The organism is Exiguobacterium sp. s63, assembly GCF_018617335.1.
GTDB lineage: Bacteria > Bacillota > Bacilli > Exiguobacteriales > Exiguobacteriaceae > Exiguobacterium.
The window spans coordinates 77,726-101,462 of the sequence record NZ_JACSKB010000004.1 but is presented as its reverse complement, the minus strand read 5'-3'; the positions used below and the strand labels follow the sequence as shown (position 1 = coordinate 101,462).

At 45.8% G+C, this 23,737-nt stretch carries 31 protein-coding genes and 3 tRNA genes; 15 read left to right on the top strand and 19 right to left on the bottom strand.

What is annotated here, in order from left to right:
• Complete coding sequence (locus tag KNO90_RS12630) at window positions 1-360, bottom strand: hypothetical protein (protein WP_214742801.1); 360 nt, start codon at window positions 358-360, stop codon at window positions 1-3.
• Window positions 361-496: 136 nt separating this feature from the next.
• Between KNO90_RS12630 and KNO90_RS12625 the strand changes: the two genes are divergently transcribed.
• The 4 genes from KNO90_RS12625 to KNO90_RS12610 all read left to right on the top strand — a co-directional run bounded on the left by KNO90_RS12625 (window position 497) and on the right by KNO90_RS12610 (window position 2,237).
• A tRNA-Gly gene (locus KNO90_RS12625) sits at window positions 497-570 on the top strand.
• Window positions 571-587: 17 nt separating this feature from the next.
• A tRNA-Gly gene (locus KNO90_RS12620) sits at window positions 588-661 on the top strand.
• A gap of 156 nt (window positions 662-817) precedes the next feature.
• Entirely contained in the window at window positions 818-1,618 is an 801-nt protein-coding gene (locus KNO90_RS12615; protein ID WP_214742800.1) for an MBL fold metallo-hydrolase, read from the top strand.
• Between the two features lie 412 nt (window positions 1,619-2,030).
• Window positions 2,031-2,237 carry a DUF3006 domain-containing protein gene (locus KNO90_RS12610; protein ID WP_015880796.1) on the top strand — a complete coding sequence of 69 codons (207 nt, stop codon included), beginning with the start codon at window positions 2,031-2,033 and terminating at the stop codon, window positions 2,235-2,237.
• Window positions 2,238-2,285: 48 nt separating this feature from the next.
• Here the strand turns inward: KNO90_RS12610 and KNO90_RS12605 are convergent, their stop codons facing one another.
• Window positions 2,286-2,849, bottom strand: coding sequence for a TlpA family protein disulfide reductase (locus KNO90_RS12605; RefSeq protein WP_251127464.1), 564 nt, complete (start codon window positions 2,847-2,849; stop codon window positions 2,286-2,288).
• A gap of 74 nt (window positions 2,850-2,923) precedes the next feature.
• On the opposite strand from KNO90_RS12605, the gene KNO90_RS12600 reads away from it, so the two are divergent.
• Window positions 2,924-3,778 carry an aldose 1-epimerase family protein gene (locus KNO90_RS12600; RefSeq protein ID WP_214742799.1) on the top strand — a complete coding sequence of 285 codons (855 nt, stop codon included), beginning with the start codon at window positions 2,924-2,926 and terminating at the stop codon, window positions 3,776-3,778.
• Window positions 3,779-3,814: 36 nt separating this feature from the next.
• On the opposite strand, the gene KNO90_RS12595 is transcribed toward KNO90_RS12600, so the two are convergent.
• The 3 genes from KNO90_RS12595 to KNO90_RS12585 all read right to left on the bottom strand — a co-directional run bounded on the left by KNO90_RS12595 (window position 3,815) and on the right by KNO90_RS12585 (window position 6,028).
• A complete protein-coding gene (locus tag KNO90_RS12595) occupies window positions 3,815-4,033 on the bottom strand; it encodes a PspC domain-containing protein (RefSeq protein ID WP_214742798.1) in 219 nt (72 codons plus the stop codon).
• Between the two features lie 20 nt (window positions 4,034-4,053).
• Window positions 4,054-4,761: an SDR family oxidoreductase gene (locus KNO90_RS12590; RefSeq protein WP_214742797.1), complete on the bottom strand. Its 708-nt coding sequence runs from the start codon at window positions 4,759-4,761 to the stop codon at window positions 4,054-4,056.
• A 79-nt stretch (window positions 4,762-4,840) separates the two neighbouring features.
• On the bottom strand, window positions 4,841-6,028 hold the full coding sequence (locus KNO90_RS12585) for an LCP family protein (RefSeq protein ID WP_251127463.1): 1,188 nt from the start codon (window positions 6,026-6,028) through the stop codon (window positions 4,841-4,843).
• Between the two features lie 195 nt (window positions 6,029-6,223).
• Between KNO90_RS12585 and KNO90_RS12580 the strand changes: the two genes are divergently transcribed.
• Window positions 6,224-7,138, top strand: a complete 915-nt coding sequence (locus tag KNO90_RS12580; protein WP_215113732.1) for a hypothetical protein — start codon at window positions 6,224-6,226, stop codon at window positions 7,136-7,138.
• 178 nt (window positions 7,139-7,316) lie between these two features.
• Here the strand turns inward: KNO90_RS12580 and KNO90_RS12575 are convergent, their stop codons facing one another.
• On the bottom strand, window positions 7,317-7,544 hold the full coding sequence (locus KNO90_RS12575; RefSeq protein WP_214742794.1) for a hypothetical protein: 228 nt from the start codon (window positions 7,542-7,544) through the stop codon (window positions 7,317-7,319).
• 271 nt (window positions 7,545-7,815) lie between these two features.
• On the opposite strand from KNO90_RS12575, the gene KNO90_RS12570 reads away from it, so the two are divergent.
• On the top strand, window positions 7,816-8,688 hold the full coding sequence (locus KNO90_RS12570) for a carotenoid oxygenase family protein (RefSeq protein WP_215113731.1): 873 nt from the start codon (window positions 7,816-7,818) through the stop codon (window positions 8,686-8,688).
• Window positions 8,689-8,752: 64 nt separating this feature from the next.
• Here the strand turns inward: KNO90_RS12570 and KNO90_RS12565 are convergent, their stop codons facing one another.
• On the bottom strand, window positions 8,753-9,124 hold the full coding sequence (locus KNO90_RS12565; RefSeq protein ID WP_214742792.1) for a hypothetical protein: 372 nt from the start codon (window positions 9,122-9,124) through the stop codon (window positions 8,753-8,755).
• Between the two features lie 102 nt (window positions 9,125-9,226).
• On the opposite strand from KNO90_RS12565, the gene mce reads away from it, so the two are divergent.
• Entirely contained in the window at window positions 9,227-9,640 is a 414-nt protein-coding gene (gene mce / locus KNO90_RS12560) for a methylmalonyl-CoA epimerase (protein ID WP_214742791.1), read from the top strand.
• 11 nt (window positions 9,641-9,651) lie between these two features.
• Here mce and KNO90_RS12555 read toward each other — a convergent pair whose 3' ends face one another.
• Complete coding sequence (locus KNO90_RS12555) at window positions 9,652-10,698, bottom strand: NAD(P)/FAD-dependent oxidoreductase (protein ID WP_214742790.1); 1,047 nt, start codon at window positions 10,696-10,698, stop codon at window positions 9,652-9,654.
• Window positions 10,699-10,866: 168 nt separating this feature from the next.
• On the opposite strand from KNO90_RS12555, the gene KNO90_RS12550 reads away from it, so the two are divergent.
• Window positions 10,867-11,421: a methyltransferase family protein gene (locus tag KNO90_RS12550; RefSeq protein WP_215113730.1), complete on the top strand. Its 555-nt coding sequence runs from the start codon at window positions 10,867-10,869 to the stop codon at window positions 11,419-11,421.
• Between the two features lie 36 nt (window positions 11,422-11,457).
• On the opposite strand, the gene KNO90_RS12545 is transcribed toward KNO90_RS12550, so the two are convergent.
• Complete coding sequence (locus tag KNO90_RS12545) at window positions 11,458-12,267, bottom strand: DUF368 domain-containing protein (RefSeq protein WP_214742788.1); 810 nt, start codon at window positions 12,265-12,267, stop codon at window positions 11,458-11,460.
• A gap of 73 nt (window positions 12,268-12,340) precedes the next feature.
• A complete protein-coding gene (locus KNO90_RS12540; protein WP_214742787.1) occupies window positions 12,341-12,916 on the bottom strand; it encodes a GNAT family N-acetyltransferase in 576 nt (191 codons plus the stop codon).
• Between the two features lie 100 nt (window positions 12,917-13,016).
• Here KNO90_RS12540 and KNO90_RS12535 point away from each other — a divergent pair, with 100 nt between their 5' ends.
• On the top strand, window positions 13,017-13,766 hold the full coding sequence (locus KNO90_RS12535) for a sugar nucleotide-binding protein (RefSeq protein WP_214742786.1): 750 nt from the start codon (window positions 13,017-13,019) through the stop codon (window positions 13,764-13,766).
• Between the two features lie 56 nt (window positions 13,767-13,822).
• Here the strand turns inward: KNO90_RS12535 and KNO90_RS12530 are convergent, their stop codons facing one another.
• Entirely contained in the window at window positions 13,823-15,055 is a 1,233-nt protein-coding gene (locus KNO90_RS12530; protein WP_215113729.1) for a cytochrome P450, read from the bottom strand.
• Window positions 15,056-15,142: 87 nt separating this feature from the next.
• Here KNO90_RS12530 and KNO90_RS12525 point away from each other — a divergent pair, with 87 nt between their 5' ends.
• Complete coding sequence (locus tag KNO90_RS12525; protein WP_214742784.1) at window positions 15,143-15,508, top strand: potassium channel family protein; 366 nt, start codon at window positions 15,143-15,145, stop codon at window positions 15,506-15,508.
• A 17-nt stretch (window positions 15,509-15,525) separates the two neighbouring features.
• Here KNO90_RS12525 and KNO90_RS12520 read toward each other — a convergent pair whose 3' ends face one another.
• Complete coding sequence (locus KNO90_RS12520) at window positions 15,526-16,878, bottom strand: alanine/glycine:cation symporter family protein (RefSeq protein WP_214742783.1); 1,353 nt, start codon at window positions 16,876-16,878, stop codon at window positions 15,526-15,528.
• Window positions 16,879-17,006: 128 nt separating this feature from the next.
• Entirely contained in the window at window positions 17,007-17,276 is a 270-nt protein-coding gene (gene yidD / locus KNO90_RS12515) for a membrane protein insertion efficiency factor YidD (protein ID WP_214742782.1), read from the bottom strand.
• 192 nt (window positions 17,277-17,468) lie between these two features.
• Between yidD and KNO90_RS12510 the strand changes: the two genes are divergently transcribed.
• The 4 genes from KNO90_RS12510 (at window position 17,469) to KNO90_RS12495 (ending at window position 20,841) form a co-directional block, all read left to right on the top strand.
• Window positions 17,469-18,257, top strand: a complete 789-nt coding sequence (locus KNO90_RS12510; protein WP_251127462.1) for a pyrroline-5-carboxylate reductase family protein — start codon at window positions 17,469-17,471, stop codon at window positions 18,255-18,257.
• A 144-nt stretch (window positions 18,258-18,401) separates the two neighbouring features.
• The gene (locus KNO90_RS12505) at window positions 18,402-18,638 is read left to right on the top strand and encodes a FeoA family protein (RefSeq protein WP_214742780.1); all 237 of its coding nucleotides are present in this window, start codon (window positions 18,402-18,404) and stop codon (window positions 18,636-18,638) included.
• Window positions 18,635-20,611, top strand: coding sequence for a ferrous iron transport protein B (gene feoB, locus KNO90_RS12500; RefSeq protein ID WP_215113727.1), 1,977 nt, complete (start codon window positions 18,635-18,637; stop codon window positions 20,609-20,611). Before KNO90_RS12505 ends, feoB begins: the two co-directional genes overlap by 4 nt.
• Before the next feature lie 11 nt (window positions 20,612-20,622).
• Entirely contained in the window at window positions 20,623-20,841 is a 219-nt protein-coding gene (locus KNO90_RS12495) for a FeoB-associated Cys-rich membrane protein (protein WP_214747346.1), read from the top strand.
• A gap of 21 nt (window positions 20,842-20,862) precedes the next feature.
• On the opposite strand, the gene KNO90_RS12490 is transcribed toward KNO90_RS12495, so the two are convergent.
• From KNO90_RS12490 to KNO90_RS12465, 6 genes are all read right to left on the bottom strand, one after another.
• Window positions 20,863-21,558 carry a DUF554 domain-containing protein gene (locus tag KNO90_RS12490; RefSeq protein WP_214742777.1) on the bottom strand — a complete coding sequence of 232 codons (696 nt, stop codon included), beginning with the start codon at window positions 21,556-21,558 and terminating at the stop codon, window positions 20,863-20,865.
• Between the two features lie 149 nt (window positions 21,559-21,707).
• A tRNA-Val gene (locus KNO90_RS12485) sits at window positions 21,708-21,780 on the bottom strand.
• Between the two features lie 87 nt (window positions 21,781-21,867).
• A complete protein-coding gene (locus KNO90_RS12480) occupies window positions 21,868-22,425 on the bottom strand; it encodes a GNAT family N-acetyltransferase (RefSeq protein WP_214742776.1) in 558 nt (185 codons plus the stop codon).
• Between the two features lie 75 nt (window positions 22,426-22,500).
• Window positions 22,501-22,815, bottom strand: coding sequence for a DMT family transporter (locus KNO90_RS12475; protein ID WP_215113726.1), 315 nt, complete (start codon window positions 22,813-22,815; stop codon window positions 22,501-22,503).
• Window positions 22,812-23,156 (bottom strand): DMT family transporter, encoded by a 345-nt coding sequence (locus tag KNO90_RS12470; RefSeq protein WP_215113725.1) that lies wholly within the window; start codon window positions 23,154-23,156, stop codon window positions 22,812-22,814. The genes KNO90_RS12475 and KNO90_RS12470 overlap by 4 nt, the downstream gene beginning before the upstream one ends.
• The gene (locus KNO90_RS12465) at window positions 23,149-23,730 is read right to left on the bottom strand and encodes a TetR/AcrR family transcriptional regulator (protein ID WP_215113724.1); all 582 of its coding nucleotides are present in this window, start codon (window positions 23,728-23,730) and stop codon (window positions 23,149-23,151) included. Before KNO90_RS12465 ends, KNO90_RS12470 begins: the two co-directional genes overlap by 8 nt.
• Between the last annotated feature and the right edge of the window lie 7 nt (window positions 23,731-23,737).

The following is a 23,737-nucleotide window of genomic DNA, read 5'->3' as shown; positions in this document are numbered from 1 at the left end:
TTACTCCCCCTTCACTTGTTTGAGCGCATCGACGAACGTTTCCCATTCCAGGTTGTCACAAACAACCTTATTTTCCAATCCCCATTCTTCATTGATTGTCAAACGTACTTCGTTCGATTCATGATGACGGATGATTTGAAGATCTCCTATGCGTATGGCATCCGGACGGATATCAAACGTTCTACTCGGTAGTCCTATCCATTTGATTCGATTCGAGCGCAACACAACGTGCCATTCTTGATCGCGATGGATTGAAAACGTCCAGCTCCGGAGAGACACCGATGTGTCCGTCTGTTTTGATTGCTTCAACATCCGAAATCCTTCACCCATCAGTCGTAAATAGGATTTTCGCTCACTCATATCTGTTTCTCCCCTTTTTTCTATTATCTTCGTTGTGGACAGGATTCTGCAACCTAAAAAGTTTTTTAAAAAAGGGTTTGCAAATTTAATTCGATATGCTATTATATCAAAGTAACGTTAAGAGCAAATACGTTTTGCGGGTGTAGTTTAATGGTAAAACCTCAGCCTTCCAAGCTGATGACGAGGGTTCGATTCCCTTCACCCGCTCCATATTTTTCTCTTTGAATGCGGGTGTAGTTTAATGGTAAAACCTCAGCCTTCCAAGCTGATGACGAGAGTTCGATTCTCTTCACCCGCTCCAATATCGACATATACGCGAGAACTTCTCGCACACATACACTGCACGGTTGAGACCTTGCAAAAGCAGAAAGTCATCAGACTTTCTGCTTTTTTTGTTGTTCTTCTAAATAATTTGGGAAAAGAATGAGTGACTCTAATCAAATGAGGAGGAACCCCATTGATTCAAGCAAAGCTGCAATCTTTCACCGTATACGAAAGTGCGTTGATGCGAACAACATCAACCCTCATTGATACTCCCGATGCCATTTTATTGATTGATCCGACGTGGCTTCCTGAAGAAATTGCGACGATTCGCCGTGACATCGAGTTACAGCGTCGCAACCGTCCGCTCTATGTGATCTTTACGCATCATCATTTCGATCATATCATCGGCGCTTATGGGTTTACGGATGCAACCACAATTGCCTCACAAGCTTTTGTTGAGGCAGACTCGTCCGATCAACTTGATGAGATTAGGAAGTTTTATGAGCAGCATTACATCGATCGTCCCATCAAAAAACCCGATATTGATTTCGTCGTTGAACCTGATCAGACTTTGTTAATCGGTTCTGTACCGGTTACATTCCTTTCTACACCTGGTCATGATGCGACACATATGTCCGTTCTCATCGAGTCTATGAATCTACTCGTCTGTGGGGATTATGGTTCAAACATCGAACCCCCTTTTATCGAGCACGATTCCACGGCATACCTCGATACGTTACAGACGCTACAATCACTCATCTACGAACATGAGATTCGTTGGTTCGTACCCGGTCACGGCGACCTGTGCGATAATCGAAGTCAGATGATTGAACGATTGAGTGCGGCCGAAGAGTATATATTAGCACTTCCTGAAGACCGCCATTGGTCCTCTTCATGGCCAGAACATTCTTTTTTCGACCGTGTTCATGAACGGAATCGAAAAATGGTAGAACAAAAAGAGACCGATCGCCGGTCTCGTCAGCAAGACTATTAAAAAAATCGCAACGTCTCCCCAAGACGTTGCGATTTCCCCCTATGTAGACCTATTTATTTCTTTGTGACGCGTTCTGAGCGGACCGTGAACATACGGTCAACCCCATAGACAGTTACTCCCGTCAAAGCAAGTAACCCAATCATTGCAGAAGAAAACATGACCATCCCCCCATTGTTCACAGTTTCGTCATAATCACCCCGTGGTTTCATTATAGAAGACAGAACCCAAAAAAGAAAGCGTTTTCTTCAAACTTCTTTCACATTTACCATAACGTATCCTTTCCGTTATTTACCACAATACATCTACTCTGACTGTACAGACGTTTGTAAAGATGTGTAGCTTTTGTGTAATTTGGGAATAGAGGTGTAAGGATAAAAAAGAGACAGAAGCTGCTCGTCGAGGAGGAAGAGGTATGATTAAGTACGGTACATTGGTACGAATCGAGGGAAAATATGCCGTATTGAGATGGAATAACGGCTCAAGTTTCATCCCTAGACGATTCCTACCGTCCGAAGCACGTGTTGGTGATACAATCATCCGAGACAATCATCATTACTATCTAGAAGAAGATATGACTCCCAACTTTGATGCATTGATCAAGCAACATTATAAAAGCTGAACGATTTGCCCAAATCTATCGGGCAAATCGTTCAGCTTTTTTTAGAGATTACCTTTCTGCATCAATTTGTTCTCGAAGCCATGCCTCGTCGACAGGACCTGTTTTCTTCGCGACGATGATACCATTTTCATCGAGCACGTACGTTGTCGGTAATGCTACGACACGATATTGCTGTTCGACAGTTGCTTCTTCATCTAACAAAACGGGAAACTCAACCGGATACTCTTCTAAGAAGGCTTCAACGTCTTTTTTTCCACGACGTTCATTCTTCGTCACATTTATTCCGAGAACGGGAATCGCTGTGGTCTCTTCAAAAGACACAAGCTCCGGAAATTCATCTCTACAAGGCGGACACCAAGATGCCCAGAAATTAATCACGACCGGCTTCCCTTGATATTGAGAGAGGGTAAGTGGCTCCCCTTCCAATGTTTTCAGTGTGAAGTTAGGCGCTTGTTGTCCCACTTCAAGCCCCCCTAACACCGATTCATCTTGGACGATGGGGGCTGTCTGGTCTTTCTCTAACGACGTCATATATTCGTCATATCCCTTATAAGCAAGTCCTGCAATCAATAGAAGGATTAGCGTTCCCACTACAATTCTTTGTAAGCGCATGATTTACCCCTTGTTTGTTTTACGTAAGATTTCTACACTTAACTTATCATAAACCGTAAAGGAGCGTGTAGATCGTGCAACTTCAAAACGAAAAAATACAGATTACCCTAAAGGCACAAGGTGCTGAGATGACGAGTTGGAAAGTATCCGGACATGAATATTTATGGCAAGGTGATCCGACCTATTGGGGGAGACAAGCTCCAATTCTCTTTCCAATTGTCGGTCGGTTGCTTGATGATCAGTATGTATACGACGGAAACACCTATACGATGAGCCAACACGGTTTCGCCCGCGACGCCACGTTTGACATCGAATCATCATCTGCCACGTCGGTTCGATTCACTTTGAATGATACATCGGAATCGCGTCAACACTATCCATTCCCATTTACATTAACCGTCTCGTATCAACTAGTCGGTGAAGAAGTGCTCGTGACGTATCGTGTGCATAACCCAGGCGATATGGTGTTACCGTTTAGCCTTGGCGGTCATCCTGCGTTTAATGTCCCGTTCAATGGCGGGACATTCGAGGACTATACGATTGATTTCGGGGAAGTCCGCTCACTCGATCGCTATCTGTTAGAAGGTCCTTATTTGACAGGCGCGTATCAACCACTCGGAGAGCGTCAGTACATTCCCCTCACCCGATCATTGTTCGATGACGATGCGCTGATCTTTGAGAAGATCGAGTATGCCGCACTCCGACATCAACCAACAGGAACGGCTATTGTGATGGAAAGCCCGTCCTTCACTCATTTTGGTATTTGGTCCCCACCGCATAAAGAAGCTCCTTTCGTCTGTTTAGAACCTTGGTTCGGACATGCAGATTATAAAGGGCACCGAAAAGACTTCCTTCACAAAGAAGGAATTCAACTCCTTTCGCCAAACGAGACGTTTGAAGCGAGTTACACCTTATATGTAGAGAAATAAAAAAGCAATCCGACGAGACGTCGGTTTGCTTTTTTGTTAGAAACGATCTTCCTGTTCCACTTCATATTCTGATGGTGGTTTTTTCATAATGATTGCTAGAATGATATAGATGAGGAGTCCCGGACCTCCTAGAAGTGCCATCGCTACGAACAGAACGCGCATGATGGTGACATCAACTTTTAAATAGTTTCCGAGTCCGGAACACACTCCCGCAATCATTTGATTACTCGGGTCTTTATATAACTTTCGTTCCATGTCATCTTCTCCTCAGTTCGTTATGATCGTTGTGGGCGACGTAACGTCGTTCTTCCTCCGTTCGCCACTTCTCCACGTCCTTCAAAATCAAGCGCTTCGTTAATCGGCGTACTGCCAGATTTGATTTCAATTCGACGACCATACAAACCTCGGTTGTCGAGAGATGCTGCGATGACCGTTGCGACATCCGTTTCAGAAATCGTCGCTCCATCCGCATCACTCAAGTCTTCAGATGCTTCGATTGAACCTTTACTCGGTTCATCGACAATCGCCACTGGGCAAATGATCGTATAATTCAAACCGCTGTGTTCAATATATTCATCGGCGGCATTGTTGGCTGACAAAAAGTTAAAGAGCTCTTTTGGAGCTGCGTTCGGTTGGTCTGCGCCGTATGCACTCAGCAAGACGACATGACGCACCCGCTCTTTCTTCGCAGCATCGATGGCATTCATCGCGACGTTTCGGTCAAGCAGTTCGATTTCAGCGCTCGAACCGTCCGCACCGGCAGTTGCTGCGATAATCACAGCGTCTTGCCCGCTCGTCGCCTCATGAACTTTCTTCTCAAGTTCGTTCTCGACGTCAACCGTCAATACATGCGCACCCATTTTTTCATACTCTGCTTGTAGTTCAGGATAACGAATTAAAGCGGTCACTTGATGGGTTTTCGCCAGACTCTTCAGTACACGTTTCCCGATCTTTCCTGTTGCTCCAATGACTAAAACTTTCATTCAAATTTCCCTCCTCAAAAGAGTAGTTCATTTGTTTAAAATTCCTCTTTCAAGTCAGAATCAAACCCTTTTCTTTAAATTATCTGACAGTGCCCCAAATGGATAAATCAAGGGCATCACGAATCGCCTGCACACTTTCTTCTAGCGGCTCATAATAATAGATGTCATTGATGTAGGCATCTTGACCCTCGACTTGCATCTTGTTCACCTCAGGATTCGAGATCATCGTCAATCCGACAGAGGCCATTTGTAAGACGTTCATCTCTAACCCCATCTCTTCTTTCATGAAGCGATATGTCGCCGGAATTTTTGTCCATCCTGATGGACTTGCCAATTTTTCTGCAACAGCCGTCATGACTTCTGTCTGACGATTAGAGCGGGCACCGTCCGTATCCGTTTTACGGTGTCTCGCATAGGCAAGCGCCATGTCTCCATCCATCGCATAAGAAACACCTTCCGTATATTCATACGTCTGGTTAAACCCTTTCTCACTGAACGAATGCGTCGCCGTGACGTTGACTCCGCCAATCAAATCAATCAATTCCATAAACGATTCGAATGTGATGACGACTTGTCCATCGACCGAGGCATCCGTCAATTCTTCGACAGCACCGATTGTACATTCCGCTCCGCCATAGGCAAAGGCGTGCGTAATTTTATCTCCTTCTCGGTCAGGTTCACACGGGATGGGCGTATACGTATCCCGTGGAATCGATACATTTTGAACCGTACGTGATCGGGGGACGAACTCCATCAACTGCAAGGAGTCTGTACGAGATCCCGACAGCGATTCCCCTACACGTGCATCACTTCCCATGATCAGGAACGTGAACGGGGAGGTCGCCACGTATCCGGCGACAAGCAAGGCGATTAGGAGAAGTAGAGCGACTTTCCCTTTCCACTTTCGCTTTCGTTTGCTTGGTGATTTTGACGCTGAATCCACTTCTCGCTTTTGTGGATTCGAGGGTTTGGATGGTTGCGTCGCTTGGTTCGATTTTCGTCGAGTCGTCTTTCGTTTCGAAAGCGACGGGATTCGTGGCATCTGTTTTCGGCGCGCTTTCGATTTCTTGCTCCCCGATTGTGCTGGTTCTCGAGACGATTCATTTAAAAATGGATGTTCGGACTGATCAGACATCTGCTCCCGATGTTCCTGTTGCGACGGTTCGCCCATCCACTGCTCGTCCGGTTGAATCGACTTTTCTTGCTCTTGTTGTTCGAGTTCACGCTTTCTGCGTTCTACTCGTGATAAACGTTTATCATCTTTCATCATTTAGTCCTCAACTTTATCAATTTTTCTCTATTATCCCGAACCCACCTTCGTCTGACAACGGTTCTTGTTAAAATCCGTCTTAAGCATGAGAGGAAAGGATTGTTTCAGATGAAAACCGGGAAAGGAATAATAATTGGTGTCTGCCCAAATCGAATGTACGATTCTCACATATATACGAAAGGAGGAGAGCTGATGCGCATCGGGAAATTACGCGTGTTGTTAGAACAATACGGTGAGGCCACATTACGCGATTTACTTGTTGAAATGTACCGCCATACTCCTAAAAATGTGATTGACGACCAAGAGTTCGACTTTATGATTAGTCAGTTCACGCGTTATAAAGAAAAAAAACATTCTGAAGAGCGACATTCGCTCTCACAAACTCTTACATTGGCTGAACGATTCGTCGATTCCGCGTACGAACATTTATACATTCGCCAAAATCAGGTCATGTCTGAACGCGACCAAAAAAATTGGTACATTCATGCTAAAAAAATTATCCGTGACCTCGGTCATTATGCAGAAGAACACGCAGAAGCGCGAACAATGTATGAAGAAATATTTTACTTGTTATCTACATCGGCCGGAGAAGAACCTCTCTTTTCAACGAGTGATCCGTTCCGACTCTTAAAAATTTCACAAGTCACCATGCTCCAAAAACTGATCCACTTTTATCAGCTTGACGCCCCGATTGATACCGTTTGGATTGACCGCGCTTTATACACCGCACTCCACGTGCCAAAAGATGTTGATTCTACACGAATCGAATTACTCTCAACGTTACCCATCGAACACAGTCCTGCCAACACAAGAAAAATTCTTCACTCCCGACTTTTAAAGCTTTGCGATCGCATGTTAGAAAAATCTCAAACAGAAGATACAGCGCTCGAAAATTATCAAGCACTGAAAATGCTAGAACTTCGCCTGCTTGTGGCGGAAGGCAACTTAAAAGAGGCGGAACAAAAACTGTTCTCCGAATATATACCATTCTTTTCCCATCGCTCCGAACCATTTCGGGTCTATGTCGACTTTTTAGAGAGCCACGGACACACCAATGAAACGAAACGTTTAAAGCGCATTGCCAAAGAAAAACGAATTCGCTTTTAAAAAAAGGGAGTCAATCGATGGGATCGATTGACTCCAATACATGATATGAACGAGGGGTGTTCATTTGAAAAGGAGGACAGAAAGTTGGTGCAGAACTTTCTCCCTACATCTAGTAGTATAAATGAACAATTGTAACCGTTACCAAATCACTTATTGCATTTTTGTGAACGATTTCACGTTATTCAATCGTATTCATGATTCCCAACCCGATAACAGATAACAGGACGATTAATACGAATACATAAACCATCTCATTCGGCGATTGAAACCCTTCCTGGATCTCAACGTCTTCTTCTACAATGATATTCTCATGGATGACCACCGGTTCTGTCTCGGCTATCACAGTAGACGGGATCACGGTCATCCAACATACAGTGGCCAATATCAACTGATAGATATATTTCATGATAAACTCCTACTCTTTGGTTTCATTGTGAATAAGTATAGCACGTCTGTGTCATCCGATGCCGCGACATTTGATGAAACTCACACTTCAAGAATCGAGATGGACCGGTTTTCCTATATTCAATGATTACAATCTATTTTTCTATTTTCTTTTCATGGAGTTCATTACTTTTTCTTTAATCAGGTGTCATAATAACGCCATACACGAATCGACTAGATAACGCTTACAATCTATATAGATTCATCATCCAATGAAGAAAGAAGGATTCTCTGTGAAACGAGCACTACGTTTTGTAGAATGCAGGCAATTACCATTACAAGAACGTATTTCCATTCAAACGTTATACTCTTTTACCAAATCCCCCATTCTCCTTTCGCCTCCTCATCATCATCATGTATACGTTGCATTAAACAAGAAGACTCCGCTAGCATCCATCGTCGCGAACGATGAACAACTTGAAGCGTTTCACTCGATTCAACTCTCTCAAGCGACATATAACGATCGCCATGTCTTTCACGGACTTCTCAATCGAATCACCTATGAGCGAAGTCGAGAAACAAAACATCCAATCACCTACTATCTTCAAGAGCACGATACACAGAATCAAGATAAATTTCGAGTTTATGAAGCGGCCGGTTTTCAATACTTCCATCAAACGAATACCTATCGACTGCCTCTCATTCCATGCGAGAAGAATACCCATAAATACTGGACACTCGAGTTGATGAATTACGCAAAAAGAGCGGAATGGCTCGTATCTCGAAATACCTACAGTCATACTCTTCCGGAAGCCGTTCCGATGACTGATGAACGATTCGCACAAGAATCTCGCCAACAAACGCTTTTCTACACATTAAAGTGGTGTCAACAACCAATCGGCTTCATGAAAGTACGATTACATATGTATCATCTCTCTATACAAGAGATGCATCTAGAGTGCGAGGCTCCACAGATACGAGAAGCCATCTCTTTCCTTCAACATAAATTTTTCTATGGGTTTCGCTACATCGATGAAGCTCAAATCTCCGCAACAAGTCTGCAACCTGATTTGACGTACGCCCTTCGACAACATGGCGCTCAAGTCTCAAACGCCAGTAGCTATGTCTTCACTCAGGAAGTTCCACCGACTCCGATTTATTCATAAATGACAAAAGACGTCGAGTCAGCCAACTCTTTCTCATTGGAAAAAGTGGTTCATTCGACGTCTTTTATTCTGCAGCAGTTGTCGCATCCATCGCCAAAGGCGGCATTTCCTTAAACAGTTCTGTCCGGAGTCCCGTGTCTCTCAAATCGAGCGATTCAATTCGATCAAATTTGATTTTGCGATCGACGACATTAAACCAATACGTGATGTTCGGTTCATCCTTGAAACGAATCGCATAATTCGATCCATTCAAATGAAAATCGACCTCGGTAGACAGCAACTCCGTCGGACCAATCTGTTTATGGGTGGTCAACTTTTCAAGTACGACCTGTTCTTCGTTGATGCGATAATCGACAAATGTCGCAAGCGAGAGTCCAAACACAAATGATACTAGGGCGAATGCGCCCACCAAACCCATCGTGATTTTTCCGTTCATTTCGCGGTCCCTCCCTCTTCTATTATATCGGATACGCTTGAAACGTTGTGAAGTGACATTTTGTTCAACTTTAGGCACACTGTGAAGTGAGGAGGGATGTTTATGCATATTGATCATACTGGAATCGCCGTCCGAGATTTAGACGAGGCGATTGAATTCTATACGACCGTCTTAGGAGGAAAACTCGTGGATCGCTATACGAACACGGCAATTGGGGTTGAGACCGAGCTTGCCGTCATCCACATCGGAGAGGACGTCATCGAATTATTACTCCCGACAAGCAAGACGAGCCCGATCGCTCGATTCATGAAAGCTCGAGGAAAAGGGGTTCACCATATCGCATATCGTGTAGACGACTTAGACGAAGCAATCGCCACCCATAAACAGAATGGCATCACCTTTTTAGAAGACACACTGCGTACCACGGCAAAAGGAAGACGACTGATTTATATGGATCCCCGTCATTCAGGCGGTGTAATTACTGAACTTTGTGATTATCCTAAAGAAAAGCAGTGAGAGGATCTCTCTCACTGCTTTAACATGGTTCCTTCTATCATTTGACGATTTTTCTCTTTCAACCGTTCGTTGTGCGAGGACACCATTGCGGTAGCGGTCGCATTTGGATCAATGTAGGTTTTGGCCCGATTCACCGCATTCGCCGCATCTTGGAACGCTCCCGCGATCAGATGTACTTTCCCTTCATGCGTGAGGATATCACCGGCAGCATACAATCCCGGTACGGATGACTCGCTACCTGAATTCCCTTTCACATAAAACCCATCCTTCATGTCGACCTGTAGTTCGCTGTTCCGAAGCAACTCCGCGTCTTGCTCATATCCGTGATTGATGACCACTTCATCGACGTCGATTACGTTCGTCTCTCCTGATTCGACATGAGTCAAAAGAACTTGTTGAATCGATTTCCCATCGTGAGAAATCAAATCTGTTACTGTAGATTGAGGGCAACAGTCGACTCTACTCTCTTTAATTTTTTCCACTTGCGCCTCATGTCCACTGAGTTCTTCTTTTCGATACGTCAACACGACCTGCTCTGCAATGGGCTCGAGCGCATTGGCCCAATCCACAGCACTATTGCCGCCACCCGATATCAAGACACGCTTGCCTTTAAAGCGTTCAAGTGATTTAACCGTGTAATGGAGGTTCGACAATTCGAACCGCTCCGCTCCGCTCACTTCAACCTTATGAGGTTTGAGGATTCCGCTCCCGGTCGCAACGATGACAGTTTTAGAAATGTGATGACCGTTCGTCGTGTCAATTCCGAATAAATCGTCTGAGCGTTTGGAAATCGACTCCACCTTCTCGCCAAGAAGGACCGTCGGAGAGAAGGTGAGACCCTGCTCGACGAGTTGGTCAATCAGTTTTGCCCCAGTCGTTGGAAGGAGTCCACCTACATCCCAGACCATTTTCTCTGGATAGACGTGTACTTTCCCACCTAAAAAAGGTTGAAATTCGATTATTTTTGTCTTCATGCCTCGTAAACCGCTGTAAAAAGCGGCATACAATCCAGCAGGTCCCCCACCGATAATCGTCACGTCGAATACTTCCTCGTTCATCGTCGCACCCTTCCTCTCTGTATATAAAAATGATAATCATTCTCATTAGATGATAACCTGTTTCAATCGCTTTGACAATTTTTTTTCGAAGATAGTCGTTGTGCATTTGGTTTTTCCTAGGCGAAGGTCGGGTAATGAAAACATGAATCAAAAGGGAGGATGTATGTGATGGATTGGATGAATCTCCTATTAATTGTCGTGTCATTTTTTTGGCTAATTGAGACGTGGCGATTTCGTAACCGGAACGAGGCAACAGATGATAATGTCGAGCGAAAGAGCTTCTACTTCGTAGCAGCGGCGATGATTGGTGTGTTCACCTTGTCGATTGTCTCCTCTATCATTTTCGAATCACAACCCTCAACGCTTCAGCGCATGATTGGACTTACTTTTTACATAGCCGGTGTGTCGTTACGCTATTGGGGAATTTTTCATTTGCGTCATCAATTTACACGACACGTCGTTGTTCGACCGGAAGACAAGCTTGTCAGTTCAGGCCCTTACCGTTTTTTACGTCATCCCCTATACACGGGGTTATTATTGATCTCGTTCGGGTTTTCGCTATATTTTATTCATTGGGGCATTGCCTTTATCGGTGCAGGTCTTACCTCACTCGCGTTATTGTATCGAATTCGAATCGAAGAAGGCATGCTTGTCCATCATTTCGGTCAGTCTTACCAATCTTGGTCGAAAACGCGCAAACGTCTTTTTCCCTTTATCTATTAAAAAGGAATCCGGCTCATCGCCAGACTCCTTCGTTGTTTAGACAGCATATTTACTGAGTAATCGGACGACGACGGCTCCTGCGATGAATGCGAAGATACTGAGTACCCACATGATTCCTGAATTCGGGAGGCCAGGAAACACGACAGCGAGCGAACCAATGACTAATCCGATAATGACGGAGAACGTCATTCCCGGGAAATTCGCCAATAAGTAGCGAATGACTTTACTGCTCACAATAAATCCGACCGCAACACCCGCACCGACAATCCCGATAATCATCAGGTTGAAATTGGAGATCGCACTGATGACCGTTGGATAAACGCCAATCAATAGTAAGACGAACGACCCGCTGATTCCAGGGAGTAACATCGCCATACTACCAAGCCATCCCGAAAAGAACAACAAGAGCGCGGTTCCAAACGTCACGTCTGTAATGATAGATGAGTCAACAGGATTCAAAAATGCCATGCTTGCGATGAGTAAAGTTGCGACAATCATCGCGATGACATGAATCGGGCGAATCGACGTCCGAGATTGGAATTCCACGAACAATAAAGGAATGATTCCTAAGATCAACCCGATGAAGAAAAATTGTGTCGGTTCATGATATTCCAGCAATAAGTATTCAATGAGGTGACTTAATGCGATGATCGCAGTTCCCATCCCGACTGCTAGCGGAATTAAAAAGCCAATATATTTCTTCCAATATCGGCTAAACACGCCGCTAATCGCTTCGATGAGTTGATCATAGATTCCTAAAATGACAGCGATTGTCCCGCCACTCACACCGGGAATCAAGTCACTCGTTCCCATGGCCATCCCTCGCCAAATATTCTTCCACTCCATAACATTTCTCCTTTGCGTGTATCTTTCTTCAAGCATTTAGTATAGTCGAGAACAATTATTTGCGCATCCGCTTTTAGACCGAGAATGGAGTCGAATCGACTTCTTTTTTCATATAGTCAAATCGCGCTCCCGAAATGTCGATTTCCTTTTCCTTTTGAAATCCGAGACGAGTATATAAGCGATGCGCCGCAGGATTTTCTTGGTCTACATTCAATGTGACGACGGGTACACCCCGTTCCTTTGCGACCGTCACAATATGTTCGATTAACTTCGTTCCGATTCCACGACCTCCGAATGCCTCCGCGACAGCCAGCGAATCGATATATTGAACGAACCCTTCCGTCTCGACATCTAATTCCGTCGCGCTCCCATGTGCCGTCAACCATTCCCGAATCGGACGATCTAATGCTTCCGCCTCGTCCCCTCGATACGAAATGATCATGCCAGCTACTTCCCCTTCTATATCGGCGACCCATATGTTTTCGTGGCTTAAACGATTCTTCGGTTTCTCCACCCACATCGCCAATCGCTCTAATACTTCATCGGTATACGTCGATCCCGTCAACGTGTACGCAATCTCATGTATCGCCTGATACATGAGGGGTGCAATTTGTTTACTATCTTGTTTTGTCGCTTGTCGTATCTTCATGATTGATCCCTCCATCATTTAGTCTAGCATAGCTGCCCACAACGGTAGTTTGTCTGCACTCGTTTTGTGGCATCATATAAAGAGAAAGGGGCGAAACGAAATGAGAGCAATTATTACTGGAATGAACGGCACGGTAGCACCGGTTGTTGCCGAAACTTTACAGCGCCATGGCATTGAAGGGATTGCATGGAATCGTGAGCAAGTGTCTACGACAGACGAACAGGAGATGCGACAATTCATTGAAAGCGTCCGTCCGGATTATTTTTTACATATCGGTATGGGACCGGTTGAATGGGCTGAGACGCTCGCTCGTTTATGCGGGGAGATGAAGATTCCGTTCTTGTTCACGAGTACAGTGTCGATTTTTTCAGATGATGTGACCGGACCCATCTCATCGGACACGGCACCAGATGCTGAAGATGACTATGGAAAATATAAACGTGACTGCGAACGAGCCATCGTTCGCGTCAACCCGGGTGCTCAGATTGTTCGTCTCGGGTGGCAAATTGGGGATGAAGCCGGATCGAACAATATGATGGACTATTTTACAAACGAGATGAAACAACGAGGTGTCATTCAAGCGAGTGAGCATTGGTATCCATCTTGCTCATTTTTACCGGATACAGCAGAAGCTCTATTCGAAATCTTGACGAAACGCGGGCCCGGCATCTATCAGCTAAACGGAAATGCCAACTATTCGTTATACGACATTGCTGTCGGGCTAAAAGAGCTTCATGACGCCGATTGGCAGATTGAATGCACGGATGAACCGAAACGGGATAACCGAATGATTGACCCATCCGTCCCCATCCGTCCGATATCAAAGCGTCTAAATTTGCAAACGAAATAAACCGTACCCCATACAAAACGCCTACTCAATCAAGAGTAGGCGTTTGCATATTCGAATTATTTTACATCAGTCAATCGCAGTTTACTTTTTGGTAGACTCGGCATATCAACGAAGCTATAACTCAAGTCTTGAGGAGGAACAGTATACGAGAACTCTTCGGTAAACAATTCAATGACTTGTTCGAGGATTGCAATCGTCACGTGCTCCCCTGCACAACGATGTCCAAAATCTACATCTCCCCCTCCTTGCGGGATAAAATTGAACGGACTCTCCTTCCAGTCCATAAAACGAGCAGGATCAAATTGATCGGGTTCTGTCCAAATCGAGGAGTCGTGGTTTGTTCCATAGAGATCAAGGAGCGTCAGCGTTCCTTCAGTAAACGCGTATCCGTCCCATTCAAAATCGGTGTCGACCCGAGCTGCCGCAACCGGAAAGAATGGATAGAAACGTCTCACTTCTTGGACAAAGGCCGTTTTTGAAATCTGTCCTTGCCCTACTCGTTCTCTTTCTTTAGGGAATTGATGAAGCGCTAAGACCGTAAAGAGGACATAGACCGAGATGGCAACAGTCGGTCGCAAAATGTTTAACACTTCAACAGCCACTACTTCTTCAGGCAACAGCTCACCAGATTCATCACGATGCCACGAAAATTCATAAAGTGCCGTCTGTTTATTCGGTAACAATCGATTTGACCGTACTTCTTTGACCATTTGTCGAATCCACGCTTCAGCGGAACTTCGTGCTTTCCGACCTTGCACATACGTCGGACCTAGGGAGGTACCCGATTCAAATAACAATCTCATTTCATCGGTCCGCTTCGCTACTTCGTCTCGCTCAAGTGGAACTCCAGCCCACTCACAGACAGCTTTCATCAATACCTGTTGCGCCTCGTCATACAAAACGATTTCTTCTTCAGCATGTCGGATTCGTCTCCATTCACGGTCCGTCAGCCGAAGCAGACGATCGATGTTCTCTTTTGTCATCAAGGACATGAACATACGTTTCCTGAGCGTATGTGCCGCCCCATTCAATGTTTGCACCCCATCTTCCCCGAATAGTGTTTTGAGAAGACGCTTCGGCGCGGCATCCTGACGTGTAAATTTGTCCGCATCATAAAACAAGGCAGCTGCGTCCTCTCCCCCAAGACAAATCACACGCTCCCCGAGCAGGCGCGTCTCAAAGATGTCGGATTGAAAGCTCTTCCGTCGATTGGCGACGAACAAATATCCCTCTCGTAAAAAATCGACACTATGGTCGAGTCCTTCTTGCTTCGGTATGACTTTTGCCATCTATCTCACCCTTTCTCTTTTTTCGAACTACAAAGGATGTTCCCCTGTTGTTAGCGAACAAACCTAATATCGAAAGGAGCGAGTGATATGCTACCGTTCTTACTGACTTTACGTCGAATCGTACGAGGTATTTGGCGCGGACTGCGTGACCCTGAGTTCCAAGTGTTATTCAGCCTCGCCTTTCTCACCATTCTGTCCGGCACACTTTTTTATACACGATTCGAGGCGATGCGATGGTTAGATGCACTCTATTTTAGTGTCATCACATTAACGACGATCGGGTATGGTGATTTTGCACCGCAGACCGACATCGGGAAAATCTTCACAATCGGCTATGTCATCACGGGTGTCGGTATCATGGTCGGCTTTATCACAAAGGTATTCGACCACTTACAAAAAGCACGGCTCGATGAATTAGAAGCAAAACAAAAGACGCCACCCTCGGATTCATGAGGCTGGCGTCTGATCATTTAAGACACTTTTCGATTTTCAATTTCAAGTTGTTGATTGAAGCGTTTCGTTTCCGCGATGACGACACCTGACAAGAAGAGAAGACCAATCAAGTTCGGGATGGCCATCAGACCGTTAAAGACATCGGACAGTGCCCAAACTAAGTTCAGATTGGTCGTCATGGCACCTAGCCCCGCCACAAGGACAAAGGCAATCCGATATGGAATGATTGACTTCTGCCCAAATAAGTAATGAATCGAGCGTTCCCCGTAATAAGACCAACCGAGCACTGTCGAATAGGCGAATAAAACAAGGCCAATGGTGACAATATATCCCCCCGCAGGACCGAGGAATAATTCGAATGTAGCCGAAGTCAATTCAACCCCTTCTAATCCCGTACCGATTTGGCCACCCATGACGAGTGTCAATCCTGTCACCGAACAGACGACAAGCGTATCTAAGAAGACTTGTGTCATCGAGACGAGTGCCTGACGACCCGGCATGTCCGTTTTCGCTGCTGCTGCAGCGATCGGGGCAGAGCCGAGACCCGCTTCGTTCGAAAACACACCGCGTGCGACGCCATAACGGATTGCAGCCCCAATTGCCCCCCCACCGATAGCTTCCGCACTGAACGTACTGCTAAAGATGAGTGAGAACGCATCCGGAATCAATGAGTAGTTCATAATCATGATGACTAAACCGCTACCTAAGTAGAAGGCGATCATAACAGGTACAAAGTAACTGACCACTTTCCCTATAGATCGAACGCCTCCTAAGATGACGGCACCCGTAAAAATCATAATGAGGATCCCTGATATGTATAATGGTACGTCGAATGTCGTTTTAAGCGCCAATGCGACGGAGTTTGTCTGAACCCCGTTTCCGATACCAAACGCCGCAATGGATGCGAATGCCGCAAAAGCGACCGCTAACCAGCGCTGATTCAATCCTCGTTCTAGATAGTACATCGGCCCACCGGCCATCTGACCTCGTTCATCGGTCACCCGATATTTGACGGCAAGGACCGCTTCCGCATACTTTGTCGCCATCCCAAAGAATCCAGAGACCCACATCCAGACGATCGCACCCGGACCTCCTAATACAACCGCTGTCGACACCCCGACGATGTTCCCCGTACCGACGGTTGCCGCAAGGGCGGTCATGAGGGCTTGGAAGTGACTGATGTCCCCTCTCGAAGATTGATCTTGGTTTTTTGAGAACGCCAATTTCAATGCATACGGTAATTTAGTAACTTGAATCCCACCTAGACGCACCGTCAAGTAAATGCCTGTCCCCACAAGCAAAATCAAGAGCGGTGGTCCCCATACAAAGTTGGATGCCGTACTCACCCATTCACTAAATGATTGCCCCATAATAAAGTATCCCCTTCCCCGAAGAATAGTGTACGCTTCTATTTTTTCAGAATACTTAGAACAATGCAAAAGTATTGTACTAAAACAATAATCAAATAAATCTTCTGTATAAAAACAGCGAGACGAACTTAATCGTCTCGCTGCGACTCTGGTTTTTCTCGTTGCAAAGGCGCTTTCCAATCGAATGTATCCGGTACATAATCTAGGCCACCTGGATGGAACGGTTGACACCGAATAAGCCGACGTGCGGTTAAATAGCTCCCTTTGATGGCTCCATGCTTTTCAATCGCTTCAATCCCGTAATGTGAACAGCTCGGATAAAATCGGCATGTTGGTGGTTTTAACGGTGAAATAAAACGTTGATAACCTTGAATTCCTTTTACGAGTACACGTTTCACTCAAATTCGCCTCACTCTTTTGAATTAGAGCCATCATAACGCGATTTGAAATGTTTGTCATGTTCATCGATTCATGTGACAAATCCTTTTCCATCTCCTTACATATGAGCAAGATGGGCGATATTCGAGAGCAGGTTTGTTATGATAGTCAACATAACTATTGACCGAATCGAAAAGAAGAGGTGACGAATGATGAATCAATTATTAATGGTCGGTGCAGGATCGATGAGTGAGGCGCTCGTTCGAGGGTGGATTGACTCTGGAATCGAACCAACACAGATCACAATGACGAACCGTAGTGACCGGGAACGGTTACTCGCATTGCAAAGTGAACTCGGTGTTCAAATCGTCGAAGAAGAAGACGTCAACGACTATGACATCGTTGTACTTGCCATGCAACCGGATGGCGTCATTCCGTACGTGGAATCGAAAGAATGGACGACCCCATTACTCCTGTCTGTTGCGGCCCACATCGAACCAAGTCAGTTAGAAGAGACTTCTGGTCTCCCTGCCGTATGTGCGATGCCGAATACTCCTGTCGCCTATCGTAGCGGAATGACAGGATTATGGTTTGGACCCGAGACGGACGAGGCGGATCGAAAGAAAGCGACTGCTCTCTTTGAACGAGTTGGTCGAACGGCCGTCACCGATGCGAAAACGATGTCTGCCTTCATGGCAGCAGCAGGTTGTAGCCCGGCCTTCTTTTATGAGATTGTCGGTGCGATGACACCGGTCTTGACCGATGTGGGATATGATGAGGCGACGGCTCGTCAAATTGTCGCTCAAGCGATGAAAGGCTCAGCTGAGTTACTTTCACACGAGACACGCGCAACGAAGGACCTGATTGCTGACGTGGCTGCTCCAGGTGGACCGACAGACCGAGGAGTCGGCGTACTGCGTGAACGTAACCTTGCCGACGTGATGGCTTCAGCCTTACGTGAGAGCGCTAAAGAAGAGCATGAAACGATCGAAGAGGCGTAAACGATATTCGTTTACGCTTTTTTTATGTTCACTCGACCTTATTCATTATCAAATATAACTTTTTACATGAACAATATTTCACTTTTTCAGTGAACGTGATACGATAGCGAATGAGAATCGTTATCAAAAGATAGGAAGGGTATTATGAATCGATTACGTCATATCACGTTGAATCAAACCGTCATTCTATCTGATTTGACTAAAGTTGATGATCGCTTGCGTCGCCGAATGATTTCACTTGGGTTTTATGAGGGGTGTTCGGTACGAGTAAAACGAAAAGCTATTTTTTCAGGACCGCTCACAATTGAACAAGTAGATCATCAACAAATTATCGCCATCCGAAGATCAGATGCCGAAAAAATCGGAGTGATTGTGCCATGAATCAACGAATCGCATTGATTGGCAACCCAAATACAGGAAAAACCTCATTATTTAATCGATTGACAGGCTCGTTCGCCCACGTCGGGAACTGGGCAGGCGTCACAATCGAACAAAAAGTTGGTCAGTTGCACGGGAAAGTTGGACAGCTCATCGATTTGCCCGGTGTATACGACCTAGACCCGCTCTCAGCAGACGAGGCCATTGTTTCTCGCTTCCTACTTCACGAACCGTTTGACGGGATGATTAACATCGTCGATGCCTCGCAGCTAGAACGAAACTTACAACTCACGCTACAACTTTTAGAGATGGGGCGTCCGCTTCAAATCGGCTTGAACATGGTTGACGTAGCAGAAAGCCGTGGGATGCATGTTGATCTCGACAAATTAAAAACACTCCTTCAAGTAGATGTCTTCCCTATTACGGCACGAACGGGAGATGGATGTGATGTCTTGCTCTCATCGATCCAAATGGAAAAACGTCAACCGTTCGAGTTGAACTATGGTCTTGAAACAGAAGAAGCGATTACACAGATCCTTCGTTTAACCGGCCTTTCGAGAACAGATCGTTGGATTGCGATTCAATACTTGGCTGGGAATCGAATCATCGTTGACCATTTAGAGACGTCCTTCCCGGATGTCGTCACCGTTCGTAAGCATCTCGAAGCCACTCTCGGACGCTTTGCACACGCACATATCACTGAGCGTCGTCGCGATTGGGCGAAACAGATTCGACACCAAGTCATTGAAAATCAAAATGCACAGCACGTGACGATGACCGATCGTATTGATGCCATCGTGACACATCCCATTTTAGGTTTGCCCATCTTCTTCGGGGTCCTATATGCACTGTTTCATGTGACATTCAACTGGGTTGGTGCACCGCTCTCCGATGCGTTAGATGAACTTTTGTCTGGTCCGATCACATCAGGAGCGGTTTGGATGTTAGAGGCTGTAGGCGCTTCTCCATTCATTCAAGCCCTTCTCGTAGACGGTGTCATTGCAGGTGTCGGGGGCGTATTGGTTTTCGTCCCACAAATCTTTGTACTCTTTTTCTTCATTTCATTTCTGGAAGACTCAGGATATATGGCTCGGGTCGCCATCGTGATGGACCGTTTCATGCAACTCGTAGGGCTGAACGGAAAAAGCTTCATCCCGATGATTATCGGGTTCGGATGTAACGTCCCTGGAATCATGGCTGCCAGAACGGTGGAAGAGGAACGAGAACGTCTTGTTACCATCTTCATCTCACCGTTCATGTCTTGTTCGGCCCGACTTCCGATTTACGCTGTGTTTGCGGCAAGTTTCTTTGCCACTCATCAAGCGCTCGTCGTTCTCTCACTTTACATGCTCGGAATTTTCCTTGCCTTGATTGCCGCAAAAATCTTTACGAAGGCACTAGCCGCTGAAGATCAGACAAGCTTATTCATCGTCGAACAACCCCCATATCGTGTCCCCCAAGGACTAACGTTGTGGCGTAGCACTTGGCAAAAAGCCAAAGGATTCGTTCGAAAAGCAGGTACATTTATTTTTGGTGGTTCTGTGTTCATCTGGCTACTTGCCTATTCAGGTCCAAATGGCTTTGATGTACCGATGAACGAGAGCTTCTTGGCCCTGATCGGTGGATTGATTGCGACAGTACTCATCCCTCTCGGATTTGGAACTTGGCAAGCAGGCGCCTCGCTCATTACCGGATTCTTGGCAAAAGAAGTTGTCGTGTCTACGATGGCAATCATCTATGCGGTCGGCGAATCAGATTTATCGGAGTCGCTATTGCCCATCTTTACCCCGCTTAGCGCCTATAGCTTCATGGCATTCGTTTTGCTATATGTCCCTTGTCTGGCGACAGTCGCTGTCATCCGGCGAGAAGTTGGTAGTGCCAAGTTGACGTGGTTCGCCAGTTTATATGGTCTTGGCGTTGCCTATGTCGTGTCGCTGATCATTTATCAAGTTGGTCGCTTATTCGGATTTGCGTAAGGAGGAAGATCATGTCATTCTTTGACCTACTCATCGGATTCATTGTTTTTGGATATGCCGCATTTTCACTTTACCGCTACACACGTAAAGCAAAAGGCGGGAAATGTGCAACATGTGAAATTGAACCGACCTGTACAACGGCATGCGACGCAGCCGATTGGGATAAAATCATTGCGGAAGCTCTACAAAAAGAGCCTTCAGCTTTGCATTCAACCACGAAAAAAGACTGAATCGAATTCAGTCTTTTTTCTTTATAGCATATGGATCGTTGTGACAATCATCGCGACCACGAGAATGCCAGGCAATAAGTTAGCCACTCGTATTTTTGTAATACCAACCAAGTTCAAGCCAATCGCCACAATCATTACCCCACCGGTCGCGGTCATCTCTAAAATAAAGCTGTCCATAAGCGACTCTGGAATGAATTTCATGATTTGAATGGCGAGTAGTGCGATTCCGCCTTGATAGATGAGTACAGGTACAGCTGAAAACATCACACCGATTCCAAGTGTCGAACTTAACACGAGGGCTGTAAAACCATCAATCAAGCCTTTTGTATACAATACATCGTGGTCGCCCCGTAACCCACTGTCAAGTGCGCCAATAATCGCCATCGCTCCAATCACAAAGATGAGCGTGGCCGTCACAAACCCTTCCGCTACACTCGATTGACTCCCAAGACGCCGCTCCAGGCGATAACCAACTTCATTCAACAATTCATCTAACTTCCACCACTCCCCGAGCGCAGACCCGACGACAAGACTTCCGATGACAATCAAGAAGTTTTCACTTTTCATTCCCATCTGAATGCCAAGCAAGATAACTGCAAGTCCGATTGCGGCTGTCACCGTCTCTTTCATCCGCTCTGGAATACGATGAAATAAAAGACCTAACAATGCCCCGATGACGATTAATCCGGCATTGACGAGCGTTCCCGTTAGCACCATGCAACATTCCCCGTTTCGTTATGTATGTTAAGGAATATACCAATTGCTTTCGTTTGATGTCAACATACAAAAAAAGAGCCACTTCTCGCAAGAAGTGGCTTCGCGGAAACCCATGTTCCGGTGGGTTTCTCGAGGGTTTGGCACCCAAGTGATTCTGACTGGGCTCGAACCAGCGACCTCTACCCTGTCAAGGTAGCGCTCTCCCAGCTGAGCTACAGAATCAGGTCGTGTCCTCTCTTAAGGACACTATTAATATATCAAGAAACTATTGAGTTGGCAACAATTTTTTTCATCTTTTTTAAAACTATTTTATCGCGTCATTTGTTGGCGATCGATATGTCGGCATAATCGTTCCAGATCACCCGCATAAACGGATACGAGCATGTTTTGATATAACGTGTCGCGGTCCCAATGAAGACCGTTCGCTTTGGCGACACGCTGAGACGGAACGTTTTCCGGATGAATGAGCGAGATAATTTCCTTCTCTCCCTCGGTAAAAGCATGCTGCATCAATCGTGCGGCAGCTTCTCGTCCATATCCCATATGCCAATGCTTCGGTGTCAACCAATATCCCACTTCTAATTCAATTTTCCCGTCCAATTCATGCAACAGTGTACCGGCATGACCAATCGGTTCATCACTGTCAAACGTCATCAGTTTCAATAGCCCCGTTTGACGCCCAGTCTCGTAACGTGCCAATTGCCGTTCGAACCATTCGATTGTCTGTTCATCCGTATATGGTCTCCCGTCCGGACTGATGAAACGCATCACCCGAGGATCTTGGAGAAGCGATTTAACAAAATAGAAATCAGAAATCGTATACGGTTCAAACCGCAAACGTTCGGATTGCAACTCGACAAGATGCATCGTTTTCCGCCCCTTTCATTCATCCATCTCGTAATCTGAACTAATTAATTCCCTTTTTCAGATTGTTTCAACCCTTCACGCTACAACTTTTAATCCGATCACACTTCCGATAATCAAGATTAAATAAAAGATCCGCCAGCGACTTTTCGATTCGTTCAAATAAAGCATGCCTAATATGACACCGCCTGCCGCTCCAATCCCGACCCAAATGGAATAAGCTAGACTGAGTGGGATACCTTCAAGCGACTTTGATAGCCAATAAAAGCTGAGCGAAAAGGATAGGACGGATGCAATCGACCATCTTACGATTTGATATCCTTTTGATTTCCCCATAAAAAATACGGCTGTCATTTCAGCGATTCCGGCGCCAATCAAGTAAACCCAACTCATGCTTCTTCGCCTCCTGTCACTTGTTTCAATCCGATGATTCCGATGATCAACGTCGTCACAAGTAAAAATTTCCAACCGCTGATCCCTTCTTCAAATAAGAAGGCTCCGACAATCACCGTCCCGACTGCTCCAATTCCCGTGAACACGGCATACCCCGTCCCTGCCGGTAAAACGCGAAATGCCTTCGCCAATAATCCAAAACTAATGATTAAGAGGCCAATCGTCCACAATGTCGGACCGAGAACCGTGAATCCTTCTGACAACTTCATCGTCGTCGCCCACACGATTTCGAGTAGTCCTGCAAACAGGAGGGAGACCCATGCCCCTTTTTCTTTACTCACGCCAGCCCACCCCTTTCTTAAAAACGCGGAACGCTGCGAGTTGTCGCATCTCCCGATCATCTTCAAATGTGAATAGAGACAAAAGAGCCCCATCTAAAAAGCAATAGTACGCCGCATAGAGTTCGTCGAGTGGTTGCAATGGCAAATCTCCACGCTCCATCGCGAGACGAAACTGTTCTTGTTCAAACTGTTTTAATTCCGCCTCTACTTCTCCAATCACTTCCTCAATATACTCCCGAAATCCCGGTGGTGGCACGAGTAGCATCCGCTTCGTTAACATCCACGTCTCATGATCACTAAAAAATGACGTGAGTGTACGAACGATCGACTCGATCCGTTCTAAAGGTGGTCGGTCTTCGGTACCCTCACATGTTTCCCGCCATGCTTCTTCGTAACGATTCGCCATATCCGTCACAACTTGCTTAAACAATTGCTCTTTCCCATCGATATGGGCATATAAAGAGGCCTTACGGATTCCGACATCCTCCGCAACGGCTGCGAGTGATACTCCTTCATATCCTTCACGTGCGAATCGAGTGCGTGCAGATTGCATGATTTTTTCTTTTGTATTCACGTCATTC